Annotated in this window: 12 protein-coding genes; 2 read left to right on the forward strand and 10 right to left on the reverse strand. The window is 56.3% G+C overall.

What is annotated here, in order from left to right; genetic code table 11:
• Nucleotides 1-28: 28 nt before the first annotated feature.
• The 7 genes from AC58P5_RS07175 to adhE all read right to left on the reverse strand — a co-directional run bounded on the left by AC58P5_RS07175 (nucleotide 29) and on the right by adhE (nucleotide 10,870).
• Nucleotides 29-1,435: a HAMP domain-containing sensor histidine kinase gene (locus tag AC58P5_RS07175; RefSeq protein WP_497385431.1), complete on the reverse strand. Its 1,407-nt coding sequence runs from the start codon at nucleotides 1,433-1,435 to the stop codon at nucleotides 29-31.
• Nucleotides 1,416-2,132, reverse strand: coding sequence for a response regulator transcription factor (locus AC58P5_RS07180; RefSeq protein WP_009675036.1), 717 nt, complete (start codon nucleotides 2,130-2,132; stop codon nucleotides 1,416-1,418). Before AC58P5_RS07180 ends, AC58P5_RS07175 begins: the two co-directional genes overlap by 20 nt.
• A 20-nt stretch (nucleotides 2,133-2,152) precedes the next feature.
• Nucleotides 2,153-3,562: a hypothetical protein gene (locus tag AC58P5_RS07185; protein WP_497385433.1), complete on the reverse strand. Its 1,410-nt coding sequence runs from the start codon at nucleotides 3,560-3,562 to the stop codon at nucleotides 2,153-2,155.
• Nucleotides 3,563-3,737: 175 nt separating this feature from the next.
• Nucleotides 3,738-4,676 (reverse strand): polysaccharide deacetylase family protein, encoded by a 939-nt coding sequence (locus AC58P5_RS07190; protein ID WP_497385434.1) that lies wholly within the window; start codon nucleotides 4,674-4,676, stop codon nucleotides 3,738-3,740.
• A gap of 327 nt (nucleotides 4,677-5,003) precedes the next feature.
• A complete protein-coding gene (gene pflA, locus AC58P5_RS07195) occupies nucleotides 5,004-5,762 on the reverse strand; it encodes a pyruvate formate-lyase-activating protein (RefSeq protein WP_497385435.1) in 759 nt (252 codons plus the stop codon).
• A 40-nt stretch (nucleotides 5,763-5,802) separates the two neighbouring features.
• Nucleotides 5,803-8,073, reverse strand: coding sequence for a formate C-acetyltransferase (pflB, locus tag AC58P5_RS07200; RefSeq protein ID WP_497385436.1), 2,271 nt, complete (start codon nucleotides 8,071-8,073; stop codon nucleotides 5,803-5,805).
• 187 nt (nucleotides 8,074-8,260) lie between these two features.
• Nucleotides 8,261-10,870 carry a bifunctional acetaldehyde-CoA/alcohol dehydrogenase gene (adhE, locus tag AC58P5_RS07205; RefSeq protein WP_497385437.1) on the reverse strand — a complete coding sequence of 870 codons (2,610 nt, stop codon included), beginning with the start codon at nucleotides 10,868-10,870 and terminating at the stop codon, nucleotides 8,261-8,263.
• Nucleotides 10,871-11,034: 164 nt separating this feature from the next.
• Here adhE and AC58P5_RS07210 point away from each other — a divergent pair, with 164 nt between their 5' ends.
• Together AC58P5_RS07210 and AC58P5_RS07215 are read left to right on the forward strand one after the other, a co-directional pair.
• Entirely contained in the window at nucleotides 11,035-11,562 is a 528-nt protein-coding gene (locus AC58P5_RS07210; protein WP_497385438.1) for a hemerythrin domain-containing protein, read from the forward strand.
• Between the two features lie 213 nt (nucleotides 11,563-11,775).
• Entirely contained in the window at nucleotides 11,776-12,501 is a 726-nt protein-coding gene (locus tag AC58P5_RS07215; protein ID WP_497385439.1) for a Crp/Fnr family transcriptional regulator, read from the forward strand.
• Nucleotides 12,502-12,746: 245 nt separating this feature from the next.
• Here the strand turns inward: AC58P5_RS07215 and AC58P5_RS07220 are convergent, their stop codons facing one another.
• From AC58P5_RS07220 to nirB, 3 genes are all read right to left on the reverse strand, one after another.
• Nucleotides 12,747-13,535: a formate/nitrite transporter family protein gene (locus tag AC58P5_RS07220; RefSeq protein WP_497385440.1), complete on the reverse strand. Its 789-nt coding sequence runs from the start codon at nucleotides 13,533-13,535 to the stop codon at nucleotides 12,747-12,749.
• Between the two features lie 104 nt (nucleotides 13,536-13,639).
• Complete coding sequence (nirD, locus tag AC58P5_RS07225; protein WP_497385441.1) at nucleotides 13,640-13,978, reverse strand: nitrite reductase small subunit NirD; 339 nt, start codon at nucleotides 13,976-13,978, stop codon at nucleotides 13,640-13,642.
• 54 nt (nucleotides 13,979-14,032) lie between these two features.
• A complete protein-coding gene (gene nirB / locus AC58P5_RS07230; protein WP_497385442.1) occupies nucleotides 14,033-16,468 on the reverse strand; it encodes a nitrite reductase large subunit NirB in 2,436 nt (811 codons plus the stop codon).
• Between the last annotated feature and the right edge of the window lie 299 nt (nucleotides 16,469-16,767).

A 16,767-nucleotide genomic window follows, 5' to 3' on the forward strand; every position in this document is an offset into this window, starting at 1 on the left:
ACGGATAGGAGGCCGTACGACTGCCTGTTTAGAGGACCTTCTCCTCGTCCGGCATACGCGGGAGTTCGACCGTTACGGTCGTTCCCTGGCCAAGCTCGCTCGTAACCTGCAGCATTCCTCCGTGCAGCTGGGCGATTTCCTGGCAGATCGACAGACCCAGGCCGCTGCCCGGTTGACGGTTGTCGGCCTTATAAAACTTCTCCGTCACGTACTTCACCGCTTCCGGAGAAATGCCTTCCCCCTCATCTTCCACGATCAGCTGCACAAGGCTGCCTTCCACGCGGGTCATGATGCGGATGACCCCGTTTTCCTGCGTAAATTTCATCGCATTGTCAAGCAAGTTGATCAATACCTGCTTGAGCCGGTTCTGGTCCCCGAAAACATAGAGACTGTTCTCCGCGAGGGAAATTTGCAGCTCCATCCTGCGTCTCCGGCAATTACCCGCAAACTGCTGGTAAATGTCTTTCACGAGGCGGTTGACGTCCACCGGTTCACGGTGCATTTTCATATTGCCGGACTGGAGCTTGGAGAAATCGAGGAGATCTTCAACCAGCCCGATCAGACGATCCGTTTCTTTCGAAATGACGGAAAGACCCGTGAGCGTTTCTTCCTTTTCGTTAAGGTCTCCAGAAACCAGCGTCTCGCTCCAGCCTTTAATCGACGTTAACGGCGTGCGCAGCTCGTGAGAGATCGAGGAGATAAACTCGTTCTTCAGGCGGTCGTTGCGGAGAATTTCATCCGCCATGTAATTGAGCGTATCCGCCAGATGTCCGACCTCGTCGTCGTGCCGTTTGACGGCCTTGTTCTGGAAATCCCCCTGGGCCATGCTTTGGGCCACATCCGTGACCTCACGGATCGGCCTTACGATCCGGTTTGCCAGAAGCAGACTGACCGCAAGCGAAACGAGAATGACGGCCACCCCGATGCCGATGATGATCCAGGCCGTCCGCATGACCATCCGGTCGACCTGCTCGATCGAAGTCGTGTAGCGCAGGACGCCGACGACCCGGTCCCCGTTCTTAAGGGGATACGAGAGCGCCATGATCCTCTCTTTGGTGTCGGTATTCAAACCGATCCACTTGCCCGGCTCTCCGAGCAAAGCGGACTGTACGTCGGACGTATCGATTTTCCGCTTGGAGGTAAATCCGTACGAATCCCGGATCAAATTGCCTTCAAGGTCCACCACCTCGACCCGGCTGATCTCGTCCTTCGCAAGCTCTTTTAAAATGTTGCGGGCCCGCTCCTGGAGAGGAGAAAGCGAATTGTAGCGGTTGTTGTAGTCGACTGTGAATTTGGCGCGTTCGCTTAAGGCCTGAAGGGCGCTTCCGTAATAGTATTGATAGATGGTTCCCAGAAACAAGCCTCCGAGAAGCAGCACAATAAATACGATGATCAGCAAAAAATTCCAGACTACTTTACTCCTTATGCTGCTCAAGGGCGGATTCCTTCTTCCAGAGGTACCCATAACCCCAAACGGTTTCGATATGTGCAGGGTGCGACGGATCTACCTCGATTTTTTGGCGTATACGGCGGATGTTGACGTCCACGATTTTTAAATCGCCGACAAAGTGTTTGCCCCATACGGCATCCAGAATTTCATCCCGGGAAATTCCCTGGTCGGGCTGTTCCATGAACAGCTTCAGAATGGCAAACTCGGTCGGCGTAATATCGATTTCGGTCCGTCCCTTAAACAGTTTCCGCTCCTTCAATTGCAGCGTAAAGATGCCGGAGCTCAGGCTCTGTTTGGCCGATTCCTGCTCGGGAATTTCCAGCCTCCGGTACAGGGCTTTAATTCTCGCGATGAGCTCCACCGGGCTGAACGGCTTCGTCACGTAATCGTCCGCCCCGATCTCCAGACCTTCGGCTTTGTCCGTATCCTGCGATTTCGCGGTCAACATGATGATGCCCATCTTCGGATACATTTTCCGCAGCTGCGCGCACACGTCGAATCCCGATAATTGAGTCGGGAGCATAACGTCCAGAATGGCGATGTGAAAAGGGCCTTCATCCTTTACAAGCTGGAGCGCTTCCTCGCCCGTCGCCGCCTCCGTAACATCAATATCGTTGCGTTTAAGATTAATCCGGATAAACCCTCGGATCGATTCTTCATCTTCCAAAATCAGTACTCTCATTCCGGTCTCCCTCCCCTTCTCTAATAATAGACCGGCTTCAGCCGCTCCTGTATATCTTTCAAACCGAGTTTCATCTGGTTATACTCCTGCAGCGATTTAACGGACAGGTTCGTCGGCTTTTCCGGCAAAAACGCTACGGTTTTGCGCCCGTACGACGTATCGAGCTCCACGAAATCGATTTCCTTCTTCTGCAGCTCGTTCTTCATGTTCTCCCACTGCTCCGTCGGGTAATACCGGATGGTCAGCAGCTCCGCTTTTTCCTTGCGGTTTGCGCTTAAATAATAAAAAGTCGTGTACCCGTCGGCACGATCGCTTTTGGATCGTTCCAGCGTAATTTTGCCTCTCCACGATTCGGGAAAATCAAACCGGTACGTGACGTTGTTGTCGTAGTAATTTTCGTGCACCCATTTGAGCCCGTTCGCGCCGTCCCACTGATACCACTGGTGGATCCAGGGCATATCGCTTGGATTGCTGTTCTCGATAAACGGGGGGATTTTGAGCAGCTCGATCTCCATAATGCCGTCCCCGTTGACGTCCTGCGATCTTCCTTTGTATTCCTTGAAGGTTTGAACGTTCCCCTGTTCGTCCTTGGCACTGAAAACGTCTTTCAGTTTGCCGTTGTTCCAGACCAAGAGAGAGGTATACGACGTATTGGCACCAAGCCCCGCGTCCACGAAGATCCCGTTCTGCGAGTCGGTCGCTTTGCCGATCACGACCTGGTAATAGCCGTTGACGCCGCCGTCCATGGGCAGCTTCTGCATCAGCTTCTTCTCCCCGTTCTTGAACGAGTATAACGAAGCGGAAGCATCCAGCTTGTCGCGGTCGAGAAGCAGAGCGGCCACTTCAGGCACTCCGTCGCCGGTCAGATCGCCGATCGCGATCTCGGTGTACGGAATTTTCTCCATCTGGCTCACCACTGAGCCTTTCATAGAATAAACGAACAATTCTTTGTTGACATTGACAGCCTCTCCGGCACTCCAGCCCACGAGCATTTCCGGAGCCCCGTCACCTGTAACGTCTACGAAATCGACGCGGTCGATTTCCCTGCCCAGCTCATGGATATCGGTGACCTTCCGCCATTCTTCGTTCACTTGTTCGAGGATCACGGCCCCCAGTTCAAACTCGTTCTTCTGCAGCCTGTAAAAGGCTACGGCTTCCTTCTGGTTGTCCCCGTTAAGATCCACCTGATAAATCGGGCCGGCCGCCGAGTTGTCGGGCAGCTTGAGCGGCGTGTTGAGCACCGCGCCCGGAGGCAGATAGTGGGTCACCGCCTCTTTGAGCTGATACAGGCTTGAGCTCATGGCCGGAGCCTTCAGCAAAGCGGCGGGAGAAGAAGATATGAGCTGGCAGCCGCTGAGCAGCAGCATGGAGAGTCCGGCCGTCAGCAGGCCCGCTGCGGATCGCGGTATCCATTTGATTCTTCTCTTCATGACATTCCCCTTTTCTAGTGCTGGTTCCATTATAGCAAAAGATGTCCCGGAAGCAGGACCTGAAAATTCTGCATGGAGTGAACGAAAAAACCGTCCGATGCCGGCAAATACGGCATGGACGGCTCGCTTCCGCCGGTTCGGCAGCCTTCTGCAAAGCCGGTACCGGGGCACTTCATTATTTCGCAGCCAATAATTCCGGCACGGTAACAAACTGATAGCCCTGAGCCTGCAGATACTCGCAAATTCTGCGGGTGGCCTCCACGGTATTGCTCAAATCCCCGCCTTTGCCTCCGAAGCTGTGCTGCAGGATAATGCTGCCGGGATGAATATGCTGTTTCACATTGTTCATAATCTGATCCGGCGTATTTCCGGCCCAGTCTTTCGTGTCGATCGACCAGCCGATGATGAGCTGCCCCTGCTGGGCCGCTACCGCTTTGACGTTATCGTTGACGGCGCCGTATGGGGCACGGAACAGATACGTTCCCTTGCCGAGCGCTTTCTTCAGCGCATTGTCCGTGCTCGTCATCTGTTCACGGGCCTGCTCGGGCGTCAGCTTGGGCAGCTGCGCGTGGCTCCAGGTATGGTTGCCGACCGCGTGGCCCTCGTCCACGATCCGCTTCACCATATCGGGATATTTATCGACCTGGCGCCCGACCAGGAAGAACGTCGCTTTGGCGTTGTACTTGCTCAGCACTTCCAAAACCTGCGGCGTCCAGTGCAGGTCCGGACCGTCGTCGAACGTCAGCGCTACGAGTTTATTTTTGGTCGAAACCGAATAAATCGGCGAAGCCATGTTTGCCGATCCGCCCCCCTGGGGAGCTTGCGTCGTCTGCGGAGTCGGCGTAGGATCCGGTTTGGCCGTCGGAACCGGCGTAGGATCGGGCTTGCGCGTCGGCTCCGGTGTCGAACTAGGATGGGCGCTCTTGTCCGGCGTATTCTCCGGCTCCTTCACGGTCGGGACCGGCGTCGGGCTTGGCGTGGCAGCCGTCTCTTCCTTGGAGGAGCCCGCCGCCGTTTCCTTGGTCAACAATGCATGGCTGACATTGTATGCGATAAACAACCCCAACGCTATCATAAGGATATAGCGCAGTCTGAACACTTTTCTTTTTTTCATAATTCCTTCCATCTCCCATTTGTTTCCTCGGCTGATTTCTATGAACCTAGCAGCCTGTCTATGACTTCCAGCACATAAGAACGTCAGACGCGGCAAGGCGTCTTCTCCTGTATTCCCCGGGTCCGTTCCCTTCAACGTGTTACCTTATCCTAAGTGTACTCCAACTTTCGACACAAGTAGTTACGAAACCATTACATTTGAACAAAGGAGGCATCACGAGGCCGTTACATTTGTAAAAAAATGTACAAGCATGACGAAAAAAGCTTCCGGCGCATAGGCCGAAAGCTTAAATATAGAGGAAGTTTTATTTCCTGTAAAGACCAATTTTTAGCGAGACTGGCAGGTTGGCTGCGAAACGTTTCGGCTCCGCGCACGCTCAATAAGCCGATGCGCTCTCGCGATTTCTTCTTCGGTCGGTGTGCAGGCGTCTTTGAGCGGATATTCCCGGTGAAGAAGATCCCATTTATAGGTTCCAAGCCGGTGATAAGGAAGAATCTCGAATTTTTCGACGGTCGGCAGACTGCTTAGAAAAGAACCGAGCCGCTCCAGCTCGTCTTCCGTATCCGTCATTCCGGGAACGAGCACCCGCCGGATCCACATCGGCCTGCCGTGATCGGATAGCCAGCGCGCCGTGCGCAGGATCTTGTCATTGGGCTGGCTCGTCAGCGCGATATGCTTGTCGCGGTCCATCATTTTCAGATCGAGCAGCACCAGGTCCGTTTCTTCAAAAAGCTCGCGGACATGCTCGTGGCCCACTTCGCAAAAACCGGAAGAATCGAGCGCCGTGTTCACGCCGAAGCGTTCCTTGCACGCTTTGAAAAGCTCCGCGACAAACGCCGCCTGCAGCGTCGGCTCTCCTCCCGTTACGGTGATTCCCCCGCCCGACTTCCGGTAGTACGGAAGATAGGGTTCCATCTCGGCGAGGACTTCATCGACGGTCACCGTCCGTCCTCCGCAGGTGTCCCACGTATCGGGATTGTGGCAGTAGCCGCACTGCAGGGCGCATCCCTGCATAAAGAGAACAAACCGGATACCGGGGCCGTCTACCGTGCCGAACGTTTCGATGGAATGAATTCTGCCTTTCATGACTAACACGTCCTTTGCTTCGGCGTGCCCCGGTCCTTCGTTACATGGCGCCGTGGAACGTCCGGTTAATAACGTCGAGCTGCTGCTCGCGGGTAAGTTTGATAAAGTTGACCGCATAGCCCGAAACCCGGATGGTGAGCTGCGGATACTGCTCGGGATGCTCCATCGCGTCCAGAAGCTGCTGCCGGTCGAATACGTTCACGTTGAGATGGTGCGCCCCGCTTCCGAAGTATCCGTCCAGCATGTGGGCGAGATTGTCCTTGCGAGTCTGCGGCTCTTTGCCGAGCGCTTTGGGCACGATCGAGAACGTGTTCGAGATGCCGTCCAAGCTGTGCTCGTAAGGCAGTTTGGCGACGGAGCCGAGCGAGGCCAGCGCGCCTTTGCGGTCGCGGCCGTGCATCGGATTCGCGCCCGGCGCGAACGGTTCGCCCGCTTTGCGCCCGTCCGGCGTGGAGCCGGTTTTTTTGCCGTAGACAACGTTGGACGTAATGGTCAGGACCGACTGGGTCGGAACCGCATCCCGGTAAGGTTTGTGCTTGCGGATCATACCCATGAACGCTTCGACGAGAGAAACGGCGATGGAATCGACACGGTCGTCGTTGTTGCCGTACATCGGATAGTCGCCTTCAATTTCGAAATCGGTGGCGATTCCTTTCTCGTTGCGGACCGGGCGCACTTTGGCGTATTTGATCGCGCTCAGCGAATCGGCAACTACGGACAATCCCGCGATGCCGCAGGCCATGGTACGGACGATTTCCCGGTCGTGCAGGGCCATTTCGATCCGCTCGTAACAGTATTTGTCATGCATATAGTGAATCACGTTCAATGTGTTCATATACAGCTTCGCCAGCCATTCCATGACACCCTTGAATTTATGCATGACCTCGTCGTAATCGAGCACATCGGACGTAACCGGCACGCTTTCGGGGCCGATCTGGATCCCGAGCTTTTCGTCCACGCCGCCGTTAATGGCATACAGGAGAGCTTTGGCCAGATTGGCCCGCGCTCCGAAGAACTGCATCTGCTTGCCGATCTTCATGGCGGATACGCAGCAGGCGATTCCGTAATCGTCTCCGTAGAAAGGACGCATCAGGTCGTCGTTCTCGTACTGGATGGAGCTCGTTTCGATCGAAACTTTGGCGCAGTACTTCTTGAACGCCTCAGGCAGCTGCTCGGACCAGAGCACCGTCAGGTTGGGCTCGGGAGCGGGCCCGAGGTTATACAGTGTGTGAAGAAACCGCATGGAGTTCTTCGTTACGCGGGTCCGGCCCGACAGGGACATGCCGCCGATGGATTCGGTCACCCAGGTGGGGTCGCCGCTGAACAGCTCGTTATAATCCGGCGTACGCAGGAATTTGACAATCCGCAGCTTCATGACGAAATGGTCGACCAGCTCCTGCGCCTGCGTTTCGGTCAAGGTTCCTTCGCGGAGGTCTCTTTCGATATAAATATCGAGGAAAGAGGACACCCGTCCCAGACTCATGGCCGCGCCGTTCTGTTCCTTGATCGCTGCCAGGTAGGCGAAGTACAGCCACTGGAACGCTTCGCGGGCGTCGGTGGCCGGCCCCGTGATGTCAAAGCCGTGATCGGCCGCCATTTTCTTCAACTCGCCGAGCGCCCGGATCTGCTCGGACAGCTCCTCGCGGGCACGGATGACATCCTCCGTGATCGCATCCACTTCAAGAAGAAGGAGATCCTTCTTCTTGTCAGCCACGAGGGAGTCGATGCCGTACAGCGCCACTCTGCGGTAATCGCCGATGATCCGTCCGCGCCCGTAGGCGTCCGGCAATCCCGTGATGATGCCGGCTTTTCTGGCAGCCCGCATGTCGCTGGTGTAGGCGTCGAACACGCCCTGGTTATGGGTCTTGCGGATGTCCGTGAACAGCCGGACCATGTCCTCCGGCAGCTTGAAGCCGTAAGCTTCGCAAGCGTCCTCCATCATCCGGATGCCGCCGAACGGCTGCACGGAGCGTTTGAACGGCTCATCCGTCTGGAGCCCGACTACCCGCTCCTTGTCTTTATCGAGATAGCCCGGTGCGTGGGAAACGATCGTGGACACGGTGTTCACGTCCACATCAAGCACGCCTCCCTGCTCTCTTTCGCGCCGGGTCAAGTCCTTAACGACTTCCCACAGCGCCTTCGTATCTTCCGTCGGAGGGGCAAGAAAAGCCTCGTCTCCCTCATAAGGCGTCAGGTTAAGCTCGATAAAGTCACGGACATCGATCCCGTGCTGCCACTTTCCTTTGCGGAACCCGCGGTATACTCCCTCTTCAGCAGACTTCATGCGCGTCTCGCGCTCTTCGATAGCCATTTTTGTTCCCTCCTTGGAATGAAGGACGGGCCGCGGAGCGGCCGCCCGGCAAAGCTGATTTCGTTTCAGCGCAAACTTTACGGCACGCGCCCGTCAGGACCGCTGTCTCTGTGTCCGTTTCACCGCACCGGCTGGTGCGGCGCTGCTCCTGCCTGTTCAGGCAGCAGATAAATCTTGGCCCGTTTGCTCAGATTCTGCCGTAGAAAGCGTCCCGGTACACTTCGGCCAGCTCGCTGACGAGCGGCATTTTCGGATTCGCGGTCGTACACTGGTCTTCGAACGCTTTGTCCGCCAAGTAATCGACGCGGCTCTCGAAGTCGTCGGCGTCGAAGCCGAGTTCCTTGAACGAAGCGGGAATGCCCAGCTTCTTGTTCAGCTCGCGGATGGCGTCGACAAGGCTCTTCACGCCTTCTTCCGTGGTTGCGGCCGGAAGCCCCAGGAACCGGGCGATCTCGGCGTAGCGCTCGTCGGCGCAGTAGTGCGAGTATTTCGGGAACGACGCGTATTTCGACGGCTTCGACGCGTTATACCGGATGACATACGGCATCAGGATCGCGTTGGTCCTTCCGTGAGCCGTTCCGTACTGTCCGCCCCACTTGTGCGCCAGGCTGTGATTGATGCCCAGGAAGGCGTTCGCAAACGCCATGCCGGCGATCGTGGACGCGTTGTGCATTTTCTCCCTCGCCAGCTTGTCGCCCGTCGCATGGGACTGCTCCAGGTTGCGGAACACGAGCTTGATGGCCTGCAGGCAGAGGCCGTCCGTATAGTCGTTGGCCATGACGGAGACGTAAGCTTCAATCGCGTGGGTCAGCACGTCCATGCCGGTATCGGCCACGGCGGTTTTCGGAAGCGAGTATACGAATTCGGGATCCACGATGGCCACATCCGGCGTCAGCTCGTAATCGGCGAGCGGATATTTCGTGTGGCCGTTCTTTTTATCCGTGATGACGGCGAACGAAGTCACTTCCGAACCGGTTCCCGAAGTCGTCGGGATGGCAACGAACTTCGCTTTCTTGCCGAGCTTCGGATACTTGAACGTCCGCTTGCGGATGTCCATGAACTTCTGCTTCAGCGAATGGAACGTGACGTCGGGATACTCGTAGAACAGCCACATCGCTTTCGCCGCATCCATCGGCGATCCTCCGCCGAGCGCCACAATGCAGTCCGGCTGGAAGGCGTTCATCACGGCCGTGCCGCGTTCCACGGTATCGACCGAAGGATCCGGCTCGACATCGCTGAAAACCTCGATGGCTACCGGCATCCTGCGCTGGCGCAAATAATGTTCCACGCGTTCCACATAGCCGAGTTTCACCATCATCGGGTCGGTCACGATCAAAACACGGGTGATGTCCGGCATTTTCGCCAGGTACTGGGTGGCGTTTCTCTCGAAATAAATTTTCTCGGGTACTTTAAACCACTGCATATTCACCGTCCGGTGTGCGACTTTTTTGACGTTGATCAAATTGACCGCCGTCACGTTCGAAGAAGTGGAGTTGCGTCCGTACGAGCCGCAGCCGAGCGTAAGCGACGGGATATTCGCGTTGTAGATATCCCCGATCGCCCCGTGGGTCGAAGGCGCGTTAACGATAATGCGGCAGGTCGGCAGCTCTTTGGCAAAAGCGGCAATCACTCCGTCATCGTCGGAATGGATGACCGAGGTGTGGCCGAGTCCGCCGAATGCCGCAATCTCCGCGGCCCGGGCGATGCCCGCTTGAGCGCTCGGGGCCGTGTAGCAGGCCAGCACGGGACTCAGCTTCTCGGCGGACAGCGGGTAGGCCGGACCGACGCCGTCCAGCTCGGCGATCAGGATTTTCGTCCCGGCGGGAACCTCGAACCCGGCCATTTCGGCGATACGTACCGCCGGCTGGCCCACAATCGCCGCATTCACGGCGCATCCGGCGTTCATGCCGAACTGGGACAGCTTCTTCGTTTCCTTGGCGCTCAAGAAATGGCAGCCCTGCGCCTTCAGCATCGCCTTGGCCTCCGCCGCGATCGCTTCGTCCAGGATAACGGCCTGCTCGGACGCGCAGATCATGCCGTTGTCAAACGTCTTCGAGAGGATCAGATCCGTGACCGCCTGGCGCAGGTCAGCGGTTCTCTCGATGAAGCACGGCACGTTGCCCGGGCCGACGCCGAGAGCGGGTTTGCCGGCGCTGTAGGCGGATTTGACCATGCCGGAGCCGCCGGTAGCCAGAATCAGCGCCACTCCCTCGTGGTGCATTAGCTCGTGCGTCGCTTCCATGGAAGGCTTCTCCACCCATTGGATGCAATCTTTCGGCGCTCCGTGGCTTACCGCCGCTTCGTAAAGAACGCGGGCCGCTTCGGAGCTGCATTTCTGCGCGGACGGATGGAAAGCGAAAATAATCGGGTTCCGCGTCTTTATCGCGATCAGCGCCTTAAACATCGTCGTCGAGGTCGGATTCGTTACCGGGGTGACGCCGGCGATAATTCCGATCGGCTCGGCGATGGACGTAAGGCCGGTCGTCGGATCGTCGTCGATCACGCCGACCGTTTTGTCGTACTTCACGGAATTATGAATATACTCCGTCGCGAACAAGTTCTTGATGATCTTGTCTTCATACACGCCGCGCCCCGTTTCTTCCACCGCTAGCTTGGCGAGAACCATATGCCGGTCCACGCCGGCCAGCGCCATTTCCTGTACGATGCGATCGACCTGGGACTGATCCAAACCTTCAAATGCGGCCTGCGCTTTCTTCGCGTTCTGCACCAGCCGGTCTACCTGTTCTTTGGCCGCCGCAGCTGCGGGTTTTACGGTCTCATTTTCCTGTACAGCCATCTCTCCGCCTCCTCTGTTCTTTCTACACCTTCATTATAGGAGTTTGTGAATTTTTTCACTATGACATTTCTCACAGACAAAACAGCGTCTCCGCTTTATGGTGAAGACAGGAAACACGCGCGAGCTTTACCATCATCCGCAGGACCCGACAGGAGGAAATGACGATGAGCACAATAACCGTGGAACGTCTGCCGTATGCATCCATGGACCCCGGCAGCCAGTTGTCCGACGCCCTATATTATCTGAAGCAGCAGCATGAATTTCTTGAGGCCGATCTGCTGGAGCTGCAAATGCTCGCACGCGGAATCGGAGCCGCCGGAAGCCGGGATTCGCTCAAAAAAGATTTAAATCAGCTGAAGGTACGCGCCGAACGGTTCTTGAAGTTTTTCCAGCAGTATCAGCAGGATGAACAGGAAACGCTTTTCCCTATCGTTGATTTGTATACAGGCGACAAAATGGGCCCTACCGCCGTTATGAAGCAGGAATACAACATGGCCGTCCACAATCTGCGCCTGTTTTTCCAGGCATTCAAAGAAGACAGCCAGACTCTCGACCCCCTATGCGCGAAACGTTCGGTATCCCACGTGCTCCAGTCGTGCTTCATTCTTCTTGAGCATATGCGCAAAGAAAAAGAATGGGTATTCCCCCTCGCCGAGCAGATGCTGACCGATATCGAGCAGTTTTATTCGTAGAAAATCGCTTTCCCCGATTAAAAGAAACCGGAGACGCCGCATGCGGGCGGAACTCCGGTTTTTGCGTCCTTTTGCCTGGAGCGGTAATAAGTTTGCGTTGGATATGGACGGCCGTCGTAATCGACATTATGCGTAAAATGTGATTTTTGTCATATATGATCTACGTCATATCCGGTATACTGGAAGCAGAAGTCAAAGAGGAGGGAAGCCATCATGAACACCGGCACAAATCCCGTTTACTATACGAATCCCCGCAACACCGCTGCCTTCAAGACGGAAAACTTGCAGAAGCTGACGGATATTATGCATGAGCAGAAGCTCCAACCCGGCGCCTACTTGTTTTGGGAAGGCGATACGGCTGACAAGCTTTATTTTATAAAAAACGGCCGGGTACGCGCTACGAAGTCTACGGACGAAGGCAAGGATCTCGTGCTTTACTTATACCAGCAGGGCGATCTGATCGGCATGATCGATCCCTACGACGACACGAAGCATTGGTACAGCGCGGAAGTGCTGGAAGAAACCCTGATCGGCGTGGCGCACAAGAAAGACGTGGAAATGCTGATTTGGCAGAGCGGCGAATTCGCCCTGGAATTTATGCGCTGGATGGGGCTCAGCCACCGGATGACGCAGACGAAATACCGCGATATGATGCTGTACGGCAAACCCGGGGCCCTGTGCTCCACCATCATCCGCTTGTCGAACACGTACGGTCGGCCCGAAGCGGACGGGACGATCCGCATTACGAAGAAGCTCACCCACTCGGAGCTGTCGGATATGATCGGCTCCACCCGCGAAAGCGTGAACCGCATGTTCAGCGACCTGCGCAAAGCTCAGGCGCTTGAAATGGATAACGGCTATATCGTCATTCGCGACCTGAATTATTTGAGGGGCATTTGCCACTGCGAAAACTGCCCCGTAGAAGTGTGCCGGATGTAATCCGGTACACTTTTTTATTTGCGCCGGGCTCGGCGGCTCCCCGTATAGTACAGCGCTGAATTCTCCAGGCGCCGATTCCCGTTAATGTGTTCCGGCACAGCATGGCGCAGACGTCTGGCGGCAGCGCCCGACCCCCGTCCGGGATTACGGCGCCCCATCACCGGCTGCGGGCCGTAAAAAAGCTCCCTGATTGAAATCAGGGAGCTTTCTTCGCTTGCGGGACTATGCCTGCGCCCAGCGTATGTTTACAGCCGTCCGGCCGCCCGTTTCACAGGCGAGATGAAGGAATACAGCAGCCCGACAAACACGGCCCCGCCGACAATGTTCCCCAGCGTCACCGGAATCATGTTATGGAACCAGCCGGCCAGTGTTACCGTTTCGGGATGCGGGAGGACCAGGGCCAGTCCCAGCACGGTCATGTTCGCCACGCTGTGCTCATACCCCGAAGCGATAAAGCCGTACAGCATCCAGAAGATAAGAATCAGCTTCGCCGTGTCCTCCTTGGCTCTCATGGACGTCCAGATCGCCAGACAGACGAACCAGTTACAAAGGATCCCCCGGAAAAACAGCTGCGTGGTGTCCATGTTCATTTTTTTGGCGGCGATGGTCATTAACAAATGATCCGGCTTAATATTGGCGAACACCCCCGCACCGACGACCAGCAGAACAAGGACCATGGCCCCCGTCAGGTTCCCCAGGTAGCACCAGAACCAGTTGACGAGCGTATCCTTCCAGGTGACTTTGCGCGAAAGCGTTCCGATGGTGAAATACATGTTGTTCCCCGTAAAAAGCTCCGAGCCGGCAAAAATGACCAGCGTGAGCGCGACTCCGAAAGAAAGCCCCATGACCGTCGTCGTTACGGGCGATTTTGCGGCGAATAGCGGCGCTCCTACGGAAAAGATAAGGACGATGCCGAGTCCTACGTAAGCACCGGCCAGACCGGCCGCCGTCAGGTAGCGGATAAGGCTGTCGGAGAGAAAATTCTTTTTCTGCAGGGCCGCGGCAGCCATTTTTTCCACGGTTTCAGTAAACATTATGCGTCATCTCCTCGCGGGTTGAAAACGGGTTGAGCCGGACAACGAATGTTCCGGATAAGCCTCTTGTGCGGACAAACCGGCGGAGCGAGGGCCTGAAAGGGCTAGGTTAGCCCGATCCAGACATGCTCCCCGTCGAGCTTCACCGGATAAGTTTTCACCTGTCCCGTATCCGGCGCCTGCACTTTACCGTCCAGCAGGCTGATTTTCCAGTCATACAGAGGGTCGTACAGCAGGTCCCCCGATACCATCCCTTCGCAGAGAGGACCTCCTTTACGGTGAGGGCTCCGGTTCTGAAGCGCGAAGAGTCGGCCATCCGTCAAGTGAAACACGGCGATTTCTTCTTCTCCCACAAAAACGGTCTTTCCGAGCCGGGCCGGAAAATCTCCTTGCCGTCCGATGCAAACGTAGGTTTCCGATTTTTCCTGAAGCTGTCGGTTCATCGATTGTTCCTCCTTTTGGGAGCTGCTTGGCAGCCCCTGTCTGTCAGATACGCTTTATTCTGTCGGCGGCCCTACCGGCACGTTGACGCCTTCATACAGTTCTTGACGGAGCTGGCGGTCGCCGATCACTTTTTGCCAAGGATCGTGCGCACGGGTCAGGGCTATCTCCATGCGGTTTACAAGCTCCCGCCGGTTCGCTTCATCCGTAATGGCTTGTGTCTGGATGTACTCCAGGCCCAGCCGCTCGACCCAATCCGATGTTCTTTCCAGGTAATTGGCGGTTTCCCGGTAAAACTGGATCAGCGACGAGGTAATCTCCAGAAGTTCCTCATCCGTCTTCACCTTCACCGCCAGATCGGCAAGCCGCGGTTTAATGCCCCCGTTACCGCCGATGTAAATCTCCCAGCCGCCGTCATTGCCGACAATTCCGACATCCTTGGTGCACGATTCCGCACAGTTGCGCGGACAGCCGTTCACGGCCATTTTAAACTTGGCGGGCATGTCGATCCTTTCGAATTTCTTCTCCAGCAGTTGTCCCATGCCCATCGAATCCTGGGTGCCGAACCGGCAGAAAGTCGAACCCACGCACGTTTTGACCGTGCGCAGCGCTTTGGCATACGCGTAGCCCGAAGGCATACCGAGTTCTTCCCAGACTTTCGGCAAATCTTCCTTGCGCACGCCCATGAGGTCGATCCGCTGGCCGCCGGTCATTTTGACGGCACGGACGTTATATTTCACCGCCACATCGCCGATCCGCTTCAGCTCTTCCGCCGAGCTTACGCCGCCGTACATCCGCGGTACAACCGTATATGTGCCATCCTTGTTGATGTTCGCATGCAGGCGCTCGTTGACGAATCTCGATTCTTTCTCGTCCACATACGTTTCCGGCCACAGCATCGTCAAGTAGTAGTTGAGCGCAGGCCGGCACTTCGAGCAGCCCTCGGCGTTGCTCCAATTCAGCGCTGTCATGGTCTCGCGGGTCGTCGTCAACTTCCGCTCGCGCATGGCAGCAACGATTTCGTCCCGGCCGAGCTGCGTGCAGCCGCAGATGCCATGAGCCGCTGTGCCCGCTTCGTAGCTGTCGCCCAGCACGCCTGCCAGGATTTGCTCGACTAGCGGCTTGCAGCCTCCGCACGAGCGGCAGGCTCCGGTGCAGGCCTTCACTTCGTCGACCGTTTTGAGCCCTTGCGCGCGGACTGCCTCCACGATGGTTCCTTTCGTCACCCCGTTGCAGCCGCATACGATATCCTCATCGGCCAGAAGCTCCGCCCCGCCGCCGCTTTCTTCTCCCGCAGGAATTCCCATCAGAGCGGCGTGCACGTCTTCGGTCATTTCGCGGCCGCTTCGTATCCACTGCTGAAGCTGAGTCGCCTGGCTGACATCGCCGAACAGTACGCCGCCTACGATCCGGCTGCCGCGGACAAGCACCTTTTTATACACGCCTCTCCAATCATCCTGCATTTTGACGATCGTAAGATCCGGACGATCCAGAAACTCACCGGCCGAGAATACGTCCACACCCGATATTTTCAGTTTGGTGGCCAGCACCGTTCCCTCGTAAGGAGCCGTTTCCGCCCTGCACAAATGCTTGGCGAGCACGCTGCCCTGTTCAAAAAGCGGAGCGACAAGCCCGTAGCACACGCCGCGGTGCTCGCAGCATTCGCCGACGGCATAAACGTCCTGAGCCGAAGTCCGCATGAAATCGTCCACGACGATTCCGCGGTTGACCTCCAAGCCTCCGGCCGCGGCCAAAGCGCTGTTCGGCTTTATTCCCGCCGCCATAACGACAAAGTCCGTTTCCAGCACGGTTCCGTCCGTAAACGCCAGCCCTTCGACGCGCACGCCACCGGTGAGTTCCTTCGTCTGTTTTCCCATCGCGAAACGAAGTCCCTGACGTTCCAGCTCCGTCCGCAGCATGCCCGAAGCCGCCGGGTCCAGCTGGCGTTCCATCAGATCGTCCATCAGATGAACGACCGTCACTTCCATGCCCAGCTTCGAAAGGCCCTTGGCCGCTTCGAGACCGAGGAGACCGCCGCCGATGACGGCCGCCTTTTTATAAGTCCGGGCCGCTTCCGTCATCGCTTCGCAATCGGCAATGTCCCGGAAACCGACGACTCCCTCCTTATCCGCGCCTGGAACCGGCAGAATGAAGGGCTTTGAGCCCGTCGCCAAAATCAGGATGTCATAAGGAAGGACATCCCCGCGGTCCGTCGTGACCGTTTTGGCCGTCGTATCCAGCGCGGTCGCCGTCGTCCCCGTCAGAAGCTCAATGCCGTTTTCACGGTACCAGTTCCAATCGTTCAGGACGATTTCTTCCGTCGTTTTGCTTCCCTCAAGCACATAAGAGAGCTGAATCCGGTTGTAGTTCGGATGAGGCTCGCTTCCCACAATCGTTATATCAAACAAGCCGGTGTTGATTTTCAAAATTTGCTCGATCACACCCACTCCTGCCATTCCGTTCCCGATAAGTACCAGTTTTCTGCGATTCATAGTCTAACGCCCCCTGCCTTGATCGATCTTTGAAAAGATTCACTTGTGAAATTAAGCACATACTTAGTATAAACCTCTTCCGTGCCGGTCAGATGTGAGAAAAATCACAGGACGGGAAGCAGATGTGAACATCGCTTGAAAGAAACGTGAATAGACAATGCCGCTGCACAAAAAAAAGCACATTCGCTCCGGTAAACCGGGAATGTGCTTTTTTGATCGGATTCCATGGACAAGCCGCGATACCGTTGTCGTTATTTGAAAACCCGCCGTTACCGCGAGCCTGAAAACGCAGGCAGGGC

This window comes from Paenibacillus sp. JT31N7 (genome assembly GCF_059692095.1).